Raw genomic sequence first — 17838 nt, 5'->3', positions numbered from 1 at the left:
GTTGTGAATTGACAACGTTGCGAAACGTTCGGAACCCGGATCTCCACCCTCGGTTTTTTAGACCGAGCTCAACTTCTCGACGAGCACTTTTAACTCAAGGCTGCTTTCCCCAAGATCGAACATCGTTTGCCACAGTTCATGGATGCTGACCTCAAGGGTATTGCCAAGAACTTGCACACTCAGGTTCAGCGACTGGGCCAATGCCCACTCCTCAGATTGTGCCGAACGAAAAACCAGGCTGCTGCCGTTGTCGGGGTCGGTGAGCAGCAGATGGTTGTCTGCCCGATCGACACGCCAGTCATCCTGCGCTCCGGTCGCCAGAATCAGCCGCGAGGGTATTGCGTCAATGTCCGGCCAGTCAGTGCAATCGACCACGATGCAATCGAGGTGCTGCCAGGCGGTCTCCGACACGTGGTAAATCGACCCCGTTTCAGCGCCTCCCAGAATCAATGAACTGACACCGTCGGGCACCAGAGCCAGCAGGTCTTTTACCTCTCCCGCGATCTCCAGCGTCATGACATCCCCCTCTCGACTGGCCTTGTTCGCCGCCACCCACACAACCTCTTTTGTATTGCGGTTGAAGATCACGCCGTCCACCGGATCAAACAACAGCGGAACACTCCCTTGTTTCGTCCCGAGGAAGTTTGCCCACTGCCCATCCGCTCTGCCGTTAACCTCAAAGACACGATTGAGTTCGGGTACGTAATAAGCGTAACGGTTGGTCGAGTGGCCAATCGGCAAAAAAGGCGCATGAGCCTGACCGGACACTAAATCGTTCAGGCGTTTTGTCAGCGCTTCAGGCGACTCCCTGTAACGATAAGACCAGGCGTTCTCGACACTGATGATTCGGGCCGGCTCACCTTCAATCAGTTCGAAATTGACCCCGTCCCGAGTGCGGCCCCGCAAACCGGTGCCGTAAGGCAGCACTTCAGAAAATGCCCAGGCTCCCCAGACCTTTTCTGGTCGTGGCAGCGCGTCGGCATTGATCAGCCGCCTGCCACTGCCGAACGCGCGGCTCAGCTGCTCAGGCTCGATAAACGCCTGACGATAAAGGTGGCCGCTGCTCAGGCCAAGTAACCAGGCGTGCTTGCCATCACGAGTGACGGACAACAGACGGCAACCTTTTTCAGCCATCAGGTCGGTTACCAACAGCTTATTGTTCAGGTAGCGCGCGTAGACAGGCACCTGGCCGGTGACGTCCGATAATCCGGAAAGCGAAATCAGCGAAACCGCATGCTCCTTGCCAAGGGCCTCCAGATCGCTCATCCACAATGGATGGGCATCCAGCCAATCCCCCGTCACGCAGCTAAGGAAAAAGCTCGCGTCCTGACGAACGTCAAACATCAGCCCGGACTCATTGACAACCAGGTACCCGCCATCGCTGATCCTGAGCTTGACGCTGCCTGGCAATGGCACCCGCTGTGCCTTATCGCCGGTAAAGGGTTGGTGATAGAGGTTTTGACTGTGTGCGTCGTGAAACAGAAACGCTGCAGCATCAGGATCATTCGGTGGCAGCAAGCTTATCTGGGGCAGCGTCGAGGTGGTTTCGCTGACGGGCAAGTGCGGGGTCAGGAGTTGGTGGCTCTGCCCGTTGATCCATCTCGGCAGCGACGGCTTGTCGAGGTCGCCGGACGTTACCGTCACAAAGGACGCAGGTCTCCAGGACGTTTGCCGTTCGGCGTCGGCGCCTTCAGCAACAACCGCAATATCAACTTGCTGTAACAGGGCAATGACGTCCTTCAAGGTATCGAAATAGTCAGGTGGTTCGCTCGATACCGAGACCAACGAGATTTCCTCGCCGTGAATCAGATAAATCACCAGGTAACGCTGGGTCTTGCTCAGGCGTACCCGCTGAGTGACTTGAACAACGCCAGCGCCCCGATCTAGGCAGCCAATGATCTGCGCCTCTTCACTTCCACGATTGAAAACGCTGTAGCGCCAAGTGGTCAAACCTGTGACGGCATTGACGCGCCATATCAGGGGTTGATCCGGGTGATAGAAGTAAGCGTGATCGTCTTGCACTGCCGCCAGTTGAAGTTTCTCGCTGACCGGACCCAGGAATTGACGGCCATAAACGAACCGTTCCTTTGCCACTTCGTACCAACCGGCGGTGTATTGCGGCTTTTCTGGATTGCCAAAAGGCAGCAGAAACTTGCCCGCAGGAATTAAGGCATTGCCCATGCGCTGCTGCCGGTGAAGCACCTTCAAACGGTCAAGCTCCGCCTGCGAGTAATGTCCGTCGGCCGCTTGAAGTGACGCCAGGTACAGTTGCCGATGTTCGCGGTCAACACGGTAGGTTTCGAGGTTTTTTGTTCGAACATATACGTCGATGTCGGCCTCGATGCTCAGCTCGATACCGTCGATGTTCAACCCCGCCGCGCCGACACTGATGTGTTGTGGCGTGATCCAGTCGGCGATCAACACCCAGGTCACGCTTCCGTCACCGGGAAGTGCGCTGAGGTGGACCGACACGAGTCCTGGTTTAAGTGCGAGAGAGTAAGCCCCCCTCAGCGTGTCGATGCGGTAAGAAACCCTGCCCCGCATCTCTCGCGGTAATTCAGGAACGTACAGCGCCCGGGTTTCATTTCCAACGCGCACGGTAATGCTTGTGGACTCATAGACAGGATTGAGTTTGTACAGGATGTGCGGGAAAGGTCTGGCGTGGGTAAAGAAAAAACCTTCTTCCCTGTCTTCAAGTTCACGCAACACGTCATATTGCGGATACATCTTACGAGGCAGGAAGCTCGAGCCGCCGACAACGTTCAGGAGCAGGTCGCTCCACTCAAAGACCTGCGGATCTGAACCCAGTTGATATTCGTAGCCGTAATAACATTTTGGAGTACCCGGAAGCAGCAAGGCCGACTCTGCCGGCACAGCGTTAAATCGACCATGAACACGCGGGCCAGGAATCGCGACCTGTTTTGGCAGCCCCATGCTTTCTCGAACGACAATAGCGTTCTGTTTGTTCCCATCGGGCCGCGGGAGGCCTGAGCCACCCAGCGAGCGAAAGAGCCCCTGGCTGCCGAACACGATGACCCCTTCGCGAAGATCAAGCGTGTCCACCACCGACTCGGGCATGATCGATACGACCCCTTGCTTGACCGAGAAAGCCTGCGGGCTGTACGCCGTTTTGAACCGGGTAAACAATTCGGCAACTTTCTCTGCCTTGTCCATGATTTGCCCGAGATTGCCGGCAATCGCCGTGACGCCGATTCCGATGCCAAGCAATGGCACCGACAGAAAACCTGCGACCGCACCCGCCGTCCCGCCGACTACCAGCGCAACGCCGTCGAGCACAAGCGCACTGACATCGAACAGTAGTTGAGTGCCGAAACGCGCTTGCTGCTCGTGGTTTTCGGCGTTGTAGAACTCGTAAATATCAAAACCGATATTGACCACGCCCAATACCTGCCCCAACCCCGGGCCAGCGATTCGCGCCAGGAGTCGCCCGCCCGCCGAAGCGGTCCTGACCGCTATCGCTCGCTCGGCGTTCACCAGCTGTCGAACCAGGTTCGCCATTTGCAGCGTGTCGAGGCCGATACCGTGGACTAACTGTGCATGGCCCAGGTAGCCATGAAGGCGAACGGCGACGGCCAGGTTCGATTCTGCTCCAGGCTGCGCCAGTTGATCGCGATTGCGAAGTTCGGTGATCAACGCCTGGAAACCAAACGCAAAACTCAGCCGGCTACCCTCGGAAACATCCGTTGGATCAACAGGTTTATGTCCATCGTTGCTGCCGGCCAGGTACTCGATACTCGTGTCCAGGAACGACTTGATTCGCCCGAGAAACGGTTCGTTGGTTTTCACCACGCGGATCTGTTGCGTTTTGATGTCCATGAACGACAGTGCGTAACCGTCATCCGGTTGAGCCTGCAGGGTTGCGAACACAGGGACGTACTCGCTCCCGAGCCCGTTTGCCGATCTCACCCGGTTTGTCACCTGATCGATTTTGCTCGCCCAGACGCTGGCATCCCGTTCAGAAAGACCCCGTCCCAATCGCGCATTTTCAGACAGCGCGCGTGAGCGTAATTGGGCGTGATGGGACCAGGGTGCGATGCTTTTTCCTGAGCTCAAGGATTCATTGCCCAACAGCTTCGACACTGGCAGTTCCGACGGTAAGTGCTTGCTGGCGAGGCGATCGCCGTCCAGCTCGATCACATTGAAGGGCGAGCGATCCGTCGACTCGATCGCATACTGTCTGGCCAGGTCGGACGTGTTGAACAGGGCCTTCATCCCAAGCTTGAGGTGGTCTATCCGATCGAAACCAAAGACACCGAAATTGGGATCGTAGAAAGACCAGCTACTGTGTTCGGCCGTCCCGGTCCTGGCCACCATCATTGAATGGTTTTCGGTATTGAGCATCAACGTGCAAGGTGCAGGTTTAGCCGCCAACACCTCAAAGATGCCATCGAAACTCAACGGGCCGAGCTTGTCGCCAAAATCAGCCTGGGGTATGGCGCGCAACTCGTCGAGCGCCTGAAGAAATGCATGGGTATCACTTTCACCGGGCGAGAAATGCGCATTGGCCAGTCTGCCGCTCAGTGCCTGGACCGCATCGCGGCCCCGATGAGTCGCCGCCGCCATCAGCAGCGCCAGTGGATAACAGCGCCTGCCGGGATCGCCATCACCCCTGACCAGCAACCCCTGAGGCATTAACTTGCTCATGGATGCGCCCGCCTCCAGGAGCGTTTTTCGCACCGAGGCACTGCGCTGGAGAATGTATCGGCGTAGCTCGTAGTCCGTCTGGTGCCTGATGCGAGCCACGCTTTCGCCCCACTGACGAAGCGTCAACGAATTCTCGAATGAAAGAATCTTGAGTACCTGAGCGCTCTCCGTGGTGGGGTCAACTGGCGTTTTGACGGCGGCAAACGCCGTTTCAAACTCGGGACTTTTGAGCGAAAGCAACACCTGCTCGATAGACATGTACCGCTCGGATATACCCCGGTCGGCCGTACTTTCCGCGAGCGCGCCGAGCTGCTGCCAGGCGTCGGCGAAACCGGTTTCGTCCAGCGTCGATGCGCCGAAAAGGCCACCGAGCACCACCCGATGTACCGGACTCAACTGATCGAGCGGCATAGTCCCATGACCGATGCGAACGATCATTTCATTCAGATTGCCAATCGGATAGAAACCATGGGAAACCGGTAGCTCGGCTACAGGCTGGTTCAGAATCCTTTGCCGGTCATCAAAGTCCAGGGAAAAAGGTTTAGCGAAATTCAACTCACCACTGAGCTTTTCGTTCATCGCACGGATGAAGGGCTCCCCTAACTCATCCATCCAGCGCTGCAGGATGGCGGTCAACAAAACCGGGCGCCCTTCCATGATCGGCCAGCCTTTTTCGAAGCTGATGGTGCGCCCTTTCAACAGCTCGGAAAAAGTCCCCTGATAGCGTGTTTGTAATTTGCCGTCGGCCCAGTTCGCTTGTTCTTTTTGCAGCCATTCTTGCGGTGTAGCGTTGATCGTCCAGCCAGAAACCTTCTCTTCTTCGGTGGCCACGTTGTAGCCATCCGACAATTTCAATCGGTCTCGTATTTCGTTTTTCCCATCAAACAGGAGATGCTTTTCCACATACTCCTCAAGCCCTGTAATCGCCGCCCCAGGCCCGGTCAAATCAATGGTCCCACGGGATTCATAACGAATACCGTCACTGTAGTAAGCGCCAATGGCGCTAACCAGCTTGCCTAAATACCCTCGGCGCGTTTTCGACAGTCCAGGCACCTCGGCAATCTTTTCATTCACCATCGCCACGAGAATATCTTGTACGGCTGCGCTGTCGCTCCAGTCCACAGCCGTTGCGTTCAATCGAGACTCAAACTCTGACAGGAAGTCGTAGTTGAACCTGATCAACTCGATAATCGCCTGGGTCGAGCCAGCGCCGGCATGCGCGACGATATGAGAGTTCATTTCACTGTTGATCTGGATGGCCATGCGAATACCGTCCGTGGGCGTTTGACTATTGCCCGGCGCAGAAAATATGTCGGAGGGCCCCGGACGCTGCAGTGCAAACTCGTTTAATGCTGTCCTGTGCTGTTCAGGAATACTCATTGTGCGGTCAGGGTATCGACTGGGGTCGCGCCCTGGCATCAGCGATTCGTTGTTATTGAGCAGGAGTTGTAATACGCCAATTCGCGCACTTTCATCGAACGCCGTAATATCGACTCCGCCCAATACGTTTTTCAGTTGCGGCAAGTAATCCACATCACTGTAGCGACCGCCCTCCAGTGCTTCGACCTGCAGGCGAACCACATCGCTGGCCGCAGCAAAGTTGCCTCGCCCTGCCACTTCGCGCTCATAGACATCCCATAACGAGTGTTCTTTGAAGACCTCACGCACGTCGCGTAACCGCAGATGTTGATCAACCATGGCCAAGTGGCTGTCCAGGCATTTTTGTCTGAACGCAATGAGGGTGGCTTCGTCCTTGCCATAGGCGCGAACCATCAGATCAATACGCGCTTCATCCGCCTTTCCGGCCCAGCGCTCCTGCCTGAGGTGAGCCGACATTTGCATTTTCAGCACCCGGGCTCGATGTTCGATCATCCGGGCCAGCTCCACAGGCGTGGCGATAGTGGCTCCCCCTGACTCCATGGCATGCGCCCTGGCACTTTCCAGGATCACTCGATTCATCTCGAAGGCCAGTACTGCATCACTGTCGTACCAGAGGTTGAACGTATGGCCTTCCTTGACCATGACCGCCTTCCATATATTGATGTAGTCTCGCTGAATAGCGCCAACCGCGCTCCCGCCGACCCAAACGAAGTGCATTATTTTCGGCACTTCGGGCGCAACCGGATTCAACATTCGCACGGTCTGGACCAACCGGTTTGTATAGTTTTCAAGCCGCGCAGAGAGGTCGGCCAACGCGGCGGAAATCGGTCCGGCGCGCTGGCCAATCAGTGAGTCGAGCGTCTCTTTGAGCAATAACAATGGCGCCATCTGGTCAGCCCATGGCTGATCTTTTGCGCACGCTGAGTAATAGCCAACCAGCGCTTCATATTCCGGCGCGGCGCGAAACTCGTTCGAGAGTGCTTGAATATCATCGAGTCTGAAATACTGAAGAAACGACTTACCCGCCGTGTTTGATCCCTGATATTGATTCATCACATCCATGCCCTTATAACAAACTTGAAATACACGTAGCCCACAGCGTCGCGCACACTCCATCCGTCGATGTTTGCGAACCTGAACTGATATTTAAAACCAGCGCCGAAAGCACTGGCATTGCTAATACGCTAACCACTGAAACAGCAGGCAAAAAACACTGTCCAAGCTGCCCACCCAAAAAATACTATGCGATAAAAATAACAACCTCAATCCAACAACAGCGCAATTAATTAATTACACTTAAACCGGACAAACAAGTGTAACTTTTATCTTTATCGGAAACGGTTACTAACACACTGCGCACAGCCGCGAATCAAACGGCCTGCGTCGGTTGTATCAGAACATGAAACGCGGATATTGAATTGTCTGAGGCACTCGCACGCACTTTCCGGGTGAGCCCAGTTAAAGTACGGCGGGCATCAAGGAATCTTTCGGTCGATGCGCGGTGAAAAATCTTACGCACTGGAAGGGGGCGGAACTGCGGCCAGCACCGCTGGCCGCCAAGACTTACCCGGCTGGCTTGTCGCCGTACCAACGAGGCGTATACACCCACTGGCCACCCTCGGCACGCGGGAACACGCAGGTGGTGGAAGAGCCGACCAGCACCATGGTGCGCATGTCGACCTGATCGGGGGTCAGATCACCCAGCGTGGTGACACGCAATGTCTGGCCTGGACGACCAATGTCCCGCCCCAACACCACCGGCGTTTCAGCGGTGCGGTGCTGCGCGACAATCTCCAGTGCCCGACCCAGTTGCCAAGGACGCGACCGCGAGATCGGGTTGTAGAACGCCAGCGCCAGGTCGGCCTGAGACGCCAGGTCCAGCCGCTTCTCGATGATTGCCCAAGGCTTGAGGTTGTCCGACAGGGACATCACGCAGAAGTCGTGCCCCAATGGCGCGCCGGCCTGGGCGGCCGTTGCCAGGGACGCGGAGACGCCTGGAAGAATCTCCAGATCGACGTTGTGCCAACCCGGCTCACTCGACTCGTGCAGCGCTTCGAGCACGGCGGCCGCCATGGCGAATACGCCCGGATCTCCCGACGAAACCACCACCACCGACCGCCCTTGGGCCGCCAGTTCAAAGGCGTGGCGAGCGCGCTGCATTTCTTCGCGGTTGTCGGTGCAATGCAGCACTTGATCCTCGCGAAATGGCCCGGCCATGCGCACGTAGGTTTCATAACCCAGCACGTCATTGGCGCGCGCCAGTTCATCCTTCACCGCCGGCACCATCAGTTCGGCGGCGCCAGGGCCCAGGCCGATCACGGCCAGACGACCGCGCGCACGCCCGATCTGTGCAACCTCCAGTGGCTGACTGGCCACAGCGATCGCGATGCCCGTATCCGCCGCCACGACGGTAGCGTTCGGCGCGGTGTCGCGGGCCAGCTCGCTGACGCCACCGCTGACCGAGGCAAACCGCAGCGGCACACCCAGCTCAAGCGCCGCGTCGCGCAACGCAGGGTTGGCCATGTACAGATCGCTGGCCAGCAGGCACGCCAGCGATTGCACGGCGATGTTTGCCTGATGCAGCGCCCCGCGAATCGCGTTCGGCAGATCCGCCACCTCGGCGTTCACCGCCACCAGCACACTGCGCGGGTAGATCAGCAATTCATTGGCCGCCGGCGTGCGCTCGGCACTGCCGACATGAATCGACAACGGCGCCTGCGGATCTTCCGGCAGCTGCGCTTGCGCCAGCCACGGCGCGGTGCCTTCGATGCGCACACTTTGGCCGGCGAGCAGATCCGAGACAAAACGTTTGCCCAGTTCCAGATCGCCGAGGGCGTAGCCGCTGGGTGGATTGAGCAGGCAGGTGCCGAAGCGCAGTTCACCGCTGGTGGTGATCGCCGCCGCCACCTCAAGACCGGCAGCAATCTCCCGCGCCATGACGTTCACGCCACCGAGGCCGCCCAGCAGCGGCACCACGGCACTGCCGTCTTCGGCCACGGCCAGCACGGGTGGCTCGGCGCCCTTCTCCAGCAGTAACGGCGCCAGGGTGCGGATCACAATCCCGGCCGCGCACAAGGCAATGATCGGCGTGTCCTGCTGATAGAACTCGCGCACGGTCGCGCCAAACTCGTGATAGACACGGTCCGCGCCTTCAACCCGTCCGGCCAGGCCATGAATCAAGGCGCGGGGTAGACCTGCTGGAGCTTGCGTGCGGTCGCGAGGCTGCCATTGCCAAGAATGACAATCGCCGGAACTGGACGGGCCATCAACCTTGCCACCGTTCGCCGGGAACGATGATCAACGAGAAGTACGGCGAGGACATCGGCTCGACCTGATCCAGCGGCACGATCTTCTGATTGGCCATGGTCGCGCGCTCGACGTACAGCGCCCGCTCCGCCAGCCCCAGCTCTTCGAGCACCTGACGGACCTTGGGAAAGTTGCGTCCCAGCTTCATGATCACCGCCGCATCGGCATCGGCCAGGCGACGCTTGAGGTCCTCGTGCGGCAATACGCCCGAGAGCACAGACAGGCTCTGATTGCGATACACCAACGGCGCGCCCAGCACCGAAGCGCCGCCGAGCATGGAGCACACACCCGGCACCACTTCGGCTTCGTACCGTTCGGCCAGACGATCGTGCAAGTACATGTAGGAGCCGTAGAAGAACGGATCGCCTTCGCAGATCACCGCCACGTCGCGACCGGCATCCAGATGCGCGGCGAGTTCTTCGCCCGCCGCATCGTAGAAATCGCTGATCACTTGCTCATAAGACAGCGGCGCCGGCAACGCTTCAGTGGTCACCGGATACACCAGCGGCAGCAGCGTTTGTGCGTCCTGCAAATGCGCTTCGATGATGCCGAAGGCGTTGCCCTTTTTACCCTTGGCGACGAAGTACGCCACCACGGGTGACTCGCGCAGCAAGCGCAGGGCTTTGACGGTAATCAGCTCCGGGTCACCGGGGCCGACGCCCAGGCCGATCAAGCGTCCAGGCTGCTGCATCATTCGATCTCCGTGGCGAGGGCATTGACGGCGGCGGCGGCCATGGCGCTGCCGCCCAGCCGGCCTTGCATGATGACAAACGGCACGCCGCGACTGTCGGCCGCCAGCGCTGCCTTGGATTCGGCAGCGCCGACGAAGCCGACCGGAAAGCCGAGGATCAGCGCCGGCTTGGGGGCGCCGGCATCGAGCATTTCCAACAGATAGAACAGCGCGGTCGGGGCGTTGCCGATCACCACCACGCTGCCTTCCAGATGCGGACGCCACAGCTCCAGGGCGGCGGCGGAACGGGTGTTGCCCAACTCACGGGCCAGTTCCGGAACGCTTTCATCGCGCAGGGTGCAAATCACTTCGTTGTTGGCAGGCAACCGCGTGCGGGTCACGCCTTCGCTGACCATCCGTGCATCGCACAGGATCGGCGCACCGGCGGCGAGCGCCTCACGCCCGGCCTTGCCCGCGCCTTGCGAAAATTGCAGGCCGTCGATGGCGTCGACCATGCCGCAGGCGTGGATCACCCGCACCGCGAGTTTTTCCAGATCGGCCGGGATTCGCTCGAGGTTGGCCTCGGCACGAATGATCGCGAAGGAGTTGCGATAGATCTCCTGACCGTCGCGGATGTAATCAAGCATCTAAGGGGCTCCGTGAGCGGGCGTCGAGCAAGGCCGCGACCGCTTCAATAGTAAGATTGCGTGCGTGCAGCGCGCCGAAACCCGGCTGCGCTGCATCGCGAAAATAGAGGTCGTAATGACCGGAAGAAACCGCCAGCAACGTGACCGGCGCGATGTGCGCCGCCGCGCAGGAACGCGGGCAGCCGGACAGGTGCACGTTCAGCGTCTGGCCGTGACGTTGCAACAGCGCCGCCAGTTGTCGGGCATCGCCCTTGGTGTCAGCCAGGCCTTTGCCGCAGCCGGTCGAGCCGGTGCAGGCGATGAGATGCGCCAGGGCATCGTCGGCCGAGCAGCGCAGGCCGAGGTGTTCAAGATTGTGGATAACGTGAGGCGCCTTGCTGCCATGGACGCCGGGCACCAAGAGGCTTTGCCAGGGCGTGAAACGCAGCGTGCCGTCGCCCTGTTCGCGGGCCAGTTGTGCAGCGCCTCGGAGCATCGCCGGGTTGAGGCGGCCCAGCGGCGGCACTGCGCCGATGTAGACACGACCGGCATCACGCTGTGGATGAGCGCCGATGTGCAGCGCATCTGGCTTTGCCTCGCGCCGCCACCCCTCGATGGGCATCAACGGCACTCGCTCGGCGAGACGCGCGAGAAACACGTCGAGCGAACATTCGGCGAGCAGGTGTCGCATGCGGGTCTGCTCGGGGCGCGCCAGCTCCAGAAACAGCTCCAGCACCGCAACTACCAGCGCATGCCCCTGCTCCAGCGACACCGCGCCTGCGGGCAGGTCGACAAGGCAACCCGCCAGGCCGAACACAAACACTCGCTCACCGTCGCGCTCAGCAGCGGACAACCAAAGATCATGCGAGTGTTCGAGCATTGCCAGCCCTTCGCCGCCATCCAGTTGCACCGCAAACTTGGCGCTGAGGTCGTGAAAGCGTTCATCGCTTTGCAGCGTGGCGAGGATCTGTTCAGCCAGCGGGCGCGTATCGATCAGCATCTGCCGATCAATGCCTGCGCCGGGGCTGAGCATCAGATTGCGCACGTCATCGCCCGCCGCGCTGGTCGGGCCGAGTCCGGCCGCCATCAGGCTGTCGATCAAGGCAGCGTGCTCACTGCCGATCCCGCGAATCTGCAGGTTGGCGCGGTTGGTTGCCTCGATCACCCCGCCGGCGAAATGCTCGGCCGCATCCGCCACCGCTTCGGCCTGAGCCGCGCTGATCGAACCGCCATTCAACTTGATCCGGCAGATGCCGCCGTCCAGTGCCTGGACGATACGCAACAACCCCGGACAGGCCGAGGGGCGTAAAGCGGTGGACATCGGGCGTTCGTTCAAGGGATGGACCGGCTGGCTGGCAGCGCCGTGGTGGGCGAAAGGTCGCCATTATGCCTGCTTTGCCCGAGCGCATGAAAATGCCTGCCGGTCGGAATTCGTGTTTCAGGTCATCCGAAAGCGTAACGACTCCCCCGTCCCTTGGGCGGTTTACAGCTCATAGTCCTCGAAGTTGAATTTAATGCCTGCCAGCGCCTCTTCCACGCTGGATCGACGAGCGTCCATTACCCGCCGTGAGATCACTACCTTTCGAGCCAGGACATCCAGCTGATTCATGACTTGCGATATATCCCAAAAAAGGTATTCGGTATTCATGCTTGACTTGATGAACCTGATATTACTGACCACTAACTCCATATCCCCATTTGCGTTGTAGCTAATCGGCATTATCTTAAAGTCGAAGGCCTTTCCACTTACCCCCTTGACCTTCTTTAACAGTTCAACGTCTTTTTCCAGTGCAGCAAGTCCCAGATTCACCCCTTCCACCTGGTCACGGCTGAGAATAGGAGAAGCCAGCTTCGACCAGACCTGCCGCACACTTCCATAAAACTGCGTTTGAACATGCTCAATCGGCGGATGATCACGATTCCAGCCATGCGACCACAGTACATCGGCGTAATAATCGATCCAGCGTCCGGGCCGGATTGCGCTGTTGTAAGTATTGTCCGCTTGCCGCTGTGCCAGATAAGTACAATTCAATGCGAAACGATAATCCTCGCGCGACTGTCCTTGAACACCGGTCAGCAAGATATCTCCCACCAGGGCTGCATTATGTTTCATATCATCCGTTATCACAGTCATATCCATATCCATTAACGCCATAAAGGCGACTATCTATCCAACTTGAAAAGTAGTTATTCGAAAACAAATCAAGCATGCCTTACAGCAAATTTTAAACTTGACCCAAAAACAAAAATAACAAAACCAACCCAACACCAAATAAGTTTTCAACCACATAAGTTTTCAAAAAAACGCCGCCTGCTCCGGCAATGGAGCAGCGCCAGATAACAGAAGCCGCGTTATCATGCCGCCCTTGAACATGAACCCTGGATTAAGGAACGGCATGGCACCCTGGCTAACGGTTGTGGGAATCGGTGAAGACGGCTTCAAGGGCCTGGGCAAGAATGCCCGTCGCGCCCTGTTGGGCGCCTCGCGAATCTTCGGCGGCCAGCGGCAACTGAATTTGTTGCCAGCGTGCATTCGTGGCGAGCGGCAGTTGTGGCCCAGTCCGTTTTCCCTTGACCCCGTTCTGGCGCTGCGTGGCGAACCGGTCTGCGTGCTGGCCAGCGGTGATCCGATGTTCTTCGGCGTCGGCGCCAGCCTGGCCCGGCAAGTGCCTGACGCTGAAATGCTGATCCTGCCCGCGCCCTCCTCCTGCTCACTCGCGGCGGCGCGAATGGGCTGGCCCTTGCAGGAGGTGGTGACGCTTTCGGTGGTAGCCCGGCCCCTCGCCGCACTGAGCGCGCAGTTGTTCAGCGGCGTGCGATTGCTGGTGCTGAGCAACGATGGCCAAAGCCCGGCCGCCGTTGCGGCATTGTTGCGTGATCGCGGTTTCGGTCCGAGCCGTCTCAGCGTGCTGGAACATTTGGGCGGCGCAAACGAACGGCGCATCGATGGGGTGGCCAATGACTGGAACGATCCAGCGGTCGCCGATCTGAACCTGATCGCCATCGAATGCATCGCCGCGCCGGACACCCCGCGGCTCTCACGACTGGCCGGCCTGCCAGACTCGGCCTTCCAGCACGACGGTCAACTGACCAAACGCGACGTCCGCGCGATCACCCTTGCGCGCCTGGCCCCGGTACCCGGCGAACTGCTGTGGGATGTCGGCGCCGGCAGCGGCTCGATCGGCATCGAATGGATGCGCGCCCACCCCAGTTGCCGCACGCTGGCCATCGAAGCCGATGAAGGTCGGCAGCTGTTGATCGAACACAATCGAGATGCCCTTGGCGTGCCCGGTCTGCAATTGATTCGCGGCAGTGCGCCGCAGGCCCTGGCCGGGCTCGAACTCCCGGATGCGATTTTTATCGGTGGCGGGGTCACCCGTGAAGGTGTGCTCGACACCTGCTGGGCGCAACTCAAACCCGGCGGCCGATTGATCGCCAACGCCGTCACGTTGCAAAGCGAAGTCACCCTGATGACCTGGCGCGAACGCCACGGCGGTGAGCTGACCCGCATTCACGTTGCCCAGGCCCAGCCGCTGGGGGAGTTCGACACTTGGCGTCAGGCGCTGCCGATTACCTTGCTGGACGTGACGAAGCCCCTCGATGCGTGACGAAACCGCCGAACAACCCGCCCCGCTGCGCAGCGGCCTGACCACGGGCAGTTGCGCCACCGCGACCAGTCTGGCAGCGGCCCGTTTGTTATTGGGCGGGATGAGCGCTGACGCCGTGGAGATCGTGCTGCCCAAGGGCAAGCAGGTGCGGATGCGCCTGGAATTCTGCCGCCTGATCGACGACGGCGCCGAAGCCGGGACGATCAAGGATGCCGGGGATGACCCCGACGTGACCCATGGCGCGTTGCTGTATTCCCAGGTGCGACTGCGCGGCGAGCCGGGTATCCGTTTCAGCGCCGGGCGTGGCGTCGGCACAGTCACCCGGCCGGGGCTGGTGCTGGGCGTCGGCGAGCCGGCGATCAACCCGGTGCCGCGCAAAATGATCACCGAGCACCTGACGCTGTTGGCCGAAGAACTCGGCTATGGCGGCGGTTTCGAGGTCACGGTCAGCGTCGAGGACGGCGAGGCGCTGGCCTTGAAAACCATGAACCCACGACTGGGCATTCTGGGTGGGTTGTCGATCCTCGGCACCAGCGGCATCGTCCGGCCATTTTCCTGTGCGGCTTACATCGCCTCGATCCACCAAGGTATCGATGTGGCCAAAACCAACGGTTACCTGCACATCGCCGCCTGTACCGGCAACGCCAGCGAGGACACCATGCGCCGCGTCTACGACCTGCCGGAAATCGCCCTGATCGAAATGGGCGACTTCGTCGGCGCCGTGCTCAAACACTTGCGCAAAGTGCCGGTGGATAAACTCAGCCTGTGCGGCGGCTTCGGCAAGATCAGCAAACTGGCGGCCGGGCACATGGATTTGCACAGCCGGCATTCCAGCATCGACCTGCCGCAACTGGCCGAATGGGCCGCCACGATGGGCGCCGACAAGGCGCTGCAGCAAGGCATTCGCGACGCCAATACCAGCCAGCAAGCCTTGGCGATGGCCAGCGCGGCGGGCATCGCCCTTGGAGATGCGGTGTGTCAGCACGCGTTGGACTTCGCCCGCAGCGTGGTGCCGGCGCAGGTTCAGGTTGAAGTCTTTGCCATCGATCGCCAGGGCGGAATTGTCGGCCATGCAGGTGCTTTTCAATGAAGCGTATTTTGCTGCTGGGCGGCGTGACCGAAGCCTTGGCCATCGCCCGCACGCTGGGGCCGGAACACATCTATAGCCTGGCCGGTGTCGGTCGCGTGCCGACGGACCTGACCTGCCAGGTGCGCGTTGGCGGCTACGGCGGTGCCGAAGGCCTGGCGCAGTTCATTCGCGATGAAGGGATCGATCTGCTGCTGGACGCGACCCACCCCTACGCTGCACAAATCAGCCACAACGCCACGACCGCCGCGCAGCTGAGCGGCATTGCATGCTGGGCGTTACGCCGTCCTGCCTGGCAGCCACAGGCCGGGGACGACTGGCGCGACGTCAAAGATTGGGTCGAACTGATCGAAGCCCTGAAACCCTTCCGCCGACCGCTGTTCACCCTCGGCCGCGAACCGTTGCAGCACCTGCACGAAATTCCGCCGGAGCAATTCTGGACCTTGCGCGCCCTGGACGCTTACCCGGGCAACGAACGCTGCGAAGTCATCGGCGCGCGCGGGCCGTTTCTGATCGAGGATGAACGGGAGCTGTTTGAACGTCGGCAGATTGATGTGCTGATCAGCAAGAACAGCGGCAGCACCGCGACCGAACCGAAACTGGAAGTGGCGCGGGAGCGTGGGGTGCCGGTGATTGTGTTGCAGCGGCCGGTGTTGCCGGGGGTGGATCGGGAGTTTGGATCGGTGAGTGAGTTGTTTGCTGCACTGGCGGAATGCAATCTGCCGGACGCCTAAGTAATTGTGGCGAGGGAGCTTGCTCCCGTTGGCCCGGTCCGCGTTCGGGCGAAGCGGCCTTAATCCCCCCCAAAAAAAAGGGGACAGCTGCGCAGTCCAACGGGAGCAAGCTCCCTCGCCACAGGGTTGTATGCCGACCGCAATTCATCCGGCATTTCGAATCAGAGCCACTACACTCTTTTTAAAGTGCACTGCGACACCACACCGCACGCCGCTTTTTTACTTATCGGCCCTGATCAGGCTAAATAGCCGCGACTGATCGCCCACCCAACGGATTTTGTCCCATGTCCCGACAACGGCTAGCAATTGCCTGGATCGCCTGCTTCGCAGTGCTGTTCAACATGCTCGCCATGCCGATGACCGGCGCCATGGCGCAGTCGGCGAAATCACCCGCCGAGCAATTGTTGTGGGGCAGTTTCTGTACGTCCAGCGGCACGAAGATGGTGGCGATTTCCCTGGGCGACCTTGAGCAGAAAGCCCCGCAGAACGACGACCATTCCAACATGCAACATTGCTGGTGCTGTTCAGGTTCCGCGCCGTTGGTGGCGTTGCCGGGGCATGCGCCACAACTGTATTTCGCTCGTTTCGAAGCCAATCGAAGCGTGCCTGCCACCGCTCTCGACACCCCCACCCCGCGCCAGCAATGGCCGAGCCTCAACCCCCGCGCGTCCCCTCTGGGGTGATTCCTTCTCGCAATTGAACTGCGTCTTGAATCGCTCTGGAGAACTGCCATGTTGAACAAACTCATCGTTCTGGCTGCGTTGCTGCTGCCTGCCTGCTTTGCCAATGCCCACGAATACAAGGTCGGCGAACTGCAGATCGCTCACCCGTGGTCCCAGGAGTTGCCGCCCAACGCGCCAACCGTAGCGGCCTATTTTGTTATTCAGAACACCGGAAAAGCAGCCGACCGCCTGCTCAGCGTCGACTCGCCGATTGCCGGTGAAGCGCAGTTGCATGAGCACATCATGCAAAACGACCTGATGAAAATGCAGCAAGTGCCGAGCGTCGAGATTCCTGCCGGTGGCAACGTCACGTTTGCGCCAATGGCCTATCACGTGATGCTGGTGAATCTGAAAGACCGCAGCCTGCTGAGCGACGGCAAGCGTTTCCCGCTGACTCTGCACTTCGAAAAATCCGGTGACGTGACGGTCGAAGTCGCGGTGCAGAAGAAGCCACCAGAAGTCATGCAGATGCACACCCACGCCCAGTAAATCACTGAGCTGAACACACCCATGCGCCCGCTTAGCGCCAGGTCATCCGCACACCGTCGTCAGTCGTCAAGCCTGACGCACGGCAGCTGGATCAGCCTGTTCGCCATGCTGATGATCTTTATCGGCCCGCTGATTTCTCAGTCGATGCCGATGGATCAACGCGCCTCGTCGATGTCGATGAGCATGTCGATGGACATGAGCATGGACATGTCGGCCATGGAGCACGCCAACCACGGCGCGCAACCCGCCGCCGAGCACTGCCCGCCCAAAGCCTCGCACCACGCGCTCTGGGAAAAATGCGGCTATTGCAGCCTGCTGTTCAATTGCCCGGCGCTGACCGGCGGCCAGACCTTCGTCGCGTTCGACACACCAACAGCCACCACCTTCACCACTCCCTCCCCTCGCCTGGGCCATGCCCGGCACACCGTCTTCCCCGGCGCCCGAACCCGCGCCCCACCCATCGTCGCGTAAACACGCACCTCTGATTTCACACGGTTTTGCAGACAGCCACAGGCTGTCCGCCGTGTCGTTTACGACTGCTCGATGGAAAT

General features: G+C 59.8%; 11 protein-coding genes and 1 pseudogene. 6 read left to right on the top strand and 6 right to left on the bottom strand.

All coding sequences use genetic code 11. The features are described 5' to 3' along the window. Positions 1–57: 57 nt before the first annotated feature. The 6 genes and pseudogenes from RHP74_RS03425 to RHP74_RS03400 all read right to left on the bottom strand — a co-directional run bounded on the left by RHP74_RS03425 (position 58) and on the right by RHP74_RS03400 (position 12781). Positions 58–7098, bottom strand: a complete 7041-nt coding sequence (locus tag RHP74_RS03425; protein ID WP_311097830.1) for a TcdA/TcdB pore-forming domain-containing protein — start codon at positions 7096–7098, stop codon at positions 58–60. A gap of 510 nt (positions 7099–7608) precedes the next feature. Continuing rightward, positions 7609–9311, bottom strand: a pseudogene (gene cobJ, locus RHP74_RS03420) (precorrin-3B C(17)-methyltransferase). Beyond that, positions 9311–10042, bottom strand: coding sequence for a precorrin-2 C(20)-methyltransferase (locus RHP74_RS03415; RefSeq protein ID WP_010463910.1), 732 nt, complete (start codon positions 10040–10042; stop codon positions 9311–9313). The pseudogene cobJ and the gene RHP74_RS03415 overlap by 1 nt, the downstream one beginning before the upstream one ends. Further along, positions 10042–10668 carry a precorrin-8X methylmutase gene (locus RHP74_RS03410; protein WP_010463912.1) on the bottom strand — a complete coding sequence of 209 codons (627 nt, stop codon included), beginning with the start codon at positions 10666–10668 and terminating at the stop codon, positions 10042–10044. Before RHP74_RS03410 ends, RHP74_RS03415 begins: the two co-directional genes overlap by 1 nt. After that, positions 10661–11968, bottom strand: a complete 1308-nt coding sequence (cobG, locus tag RHP74_RS03405) for a precorrin-3B synthase (RefSeq protein ID WP_311097827.1) — start codon at positions 11966–11968, stop codon at positions 10661–10663. The genes RHP74_RS03410 and cobG overlap by 8 nt, the downstream gene beginning before the upstream one ends. A 162-nt stretch (positions 11969–12130) precedes the next feature. Further along, entirely contained in the window at positions 12131–12781 is a 651-nt protein-coding gene (locus RHP74_RS03400; protein ID WP_311097826.1) for a hypothetical protein, read from the bottom strand. Positions 12782–13043: 262 nt separating this feature from the next. Here RHP74_RS03400 and cbiE point away from each other — a divergent pair, with 262 nt between their 5' ends. The 6 genes from cbiE to RHP74_RS03370 all read left to right on the top strand — a co-directional run bounded on the left by cbiE (position 13044) and on the right by RHP74_RS03370 (position 17758). Beyond that, the gene (gene cbiE / locus RHP74_RS03395) at positions 13044–14255 is read left to right on the top strand and encodes a precorrin-6y C5,15-methyltransferase (decarboxylating) subunit CbiE (protein WP_311097824.1); all 1212 of its coding nucleotides are present in this window, start codon (positions 13044–13046) and stop codon (positions 14253–14255) included. Further along, positions 14248–15345, top strand: a complete 1098-nt coding sequence (locus RHP74_RS03390; RefSeq protein WP_102594507.1) for a cobalt-precorrin-5B (C(1))-methyltransferase — start codon at positions 14248–14250, stop codon at positions 15343–15345. Before cbiE ends, RHP74_RS03390 begins: the two co-directional genes overlap by 8 nt. Further along, positions 15342–16076 carry a cobalt-precorrin-6A reductase gene (locus tag RHP74_RS03385; RefSeq protein ID WP_311097821.1) on the top strand — a complete coding sequence of 245 codons (735 nt, stop codon included), beginning with the start codon at positions 15342–15344 and terminating at the stop codon, positions 16074–16076. The genes RHP74_RS03390 and RHP74_RS03385 overlap by 4 nt, the downstream gene beginning before the upstream one ends. Positions 16077–16360: 284 nt before the next feature. Further along, positions 16361–16759, top strand: a complete 399-nt coding sequence (locus tag RHP74_RS03380; RefSeq protein ID WP_311097818.1) for a DUF2946 domain-containing protein — start codon at positions 16361–16363, stop codon at positions 16757–16759. Between the two features lie 48 nt (positions 16760–16807). Beyond that, entirely contained in the window at positions 16808–17287 is a 480-nt protein-coding gene (locus RHP74_RS03375) for a copper chaperone PCu(A)C (protein WP_010463921.1), read from the top strand. 21 nt (positions 17288–17308) lie between these two features. After that, the gene (locus RHP74_RS03370; RefSeq protein ID WP_145310668.1) at positions 17309–17758 is read left to right on the top strand and encodes a DUF2946 domain-containing protein; all 450 of its coding nucleotides are present in this window, start codon (positions 17309–17311) and stop codon (positions 17756–17758) included. The last annotated feature ends 80 nt before the right edge of the window (positions 17759–17838 follow it).

Source organism: Pseudomonas sp. SG20052, from assembly GCF_031766055.1.
Taxonomy (GTDB): domain Bacteria; phylum Pseudomonadota; class Gammaproteobacteria; order Pseudomonadales; family Pseudomonadaceae; genus Aquipseudomonas; species Aquipseudomonas mandelii.
The sequence above is the reverse complement of the archived record's forward strand: the minus strand, read 5'-3'. Positions and strand labels throughout refer to the sequence as shown.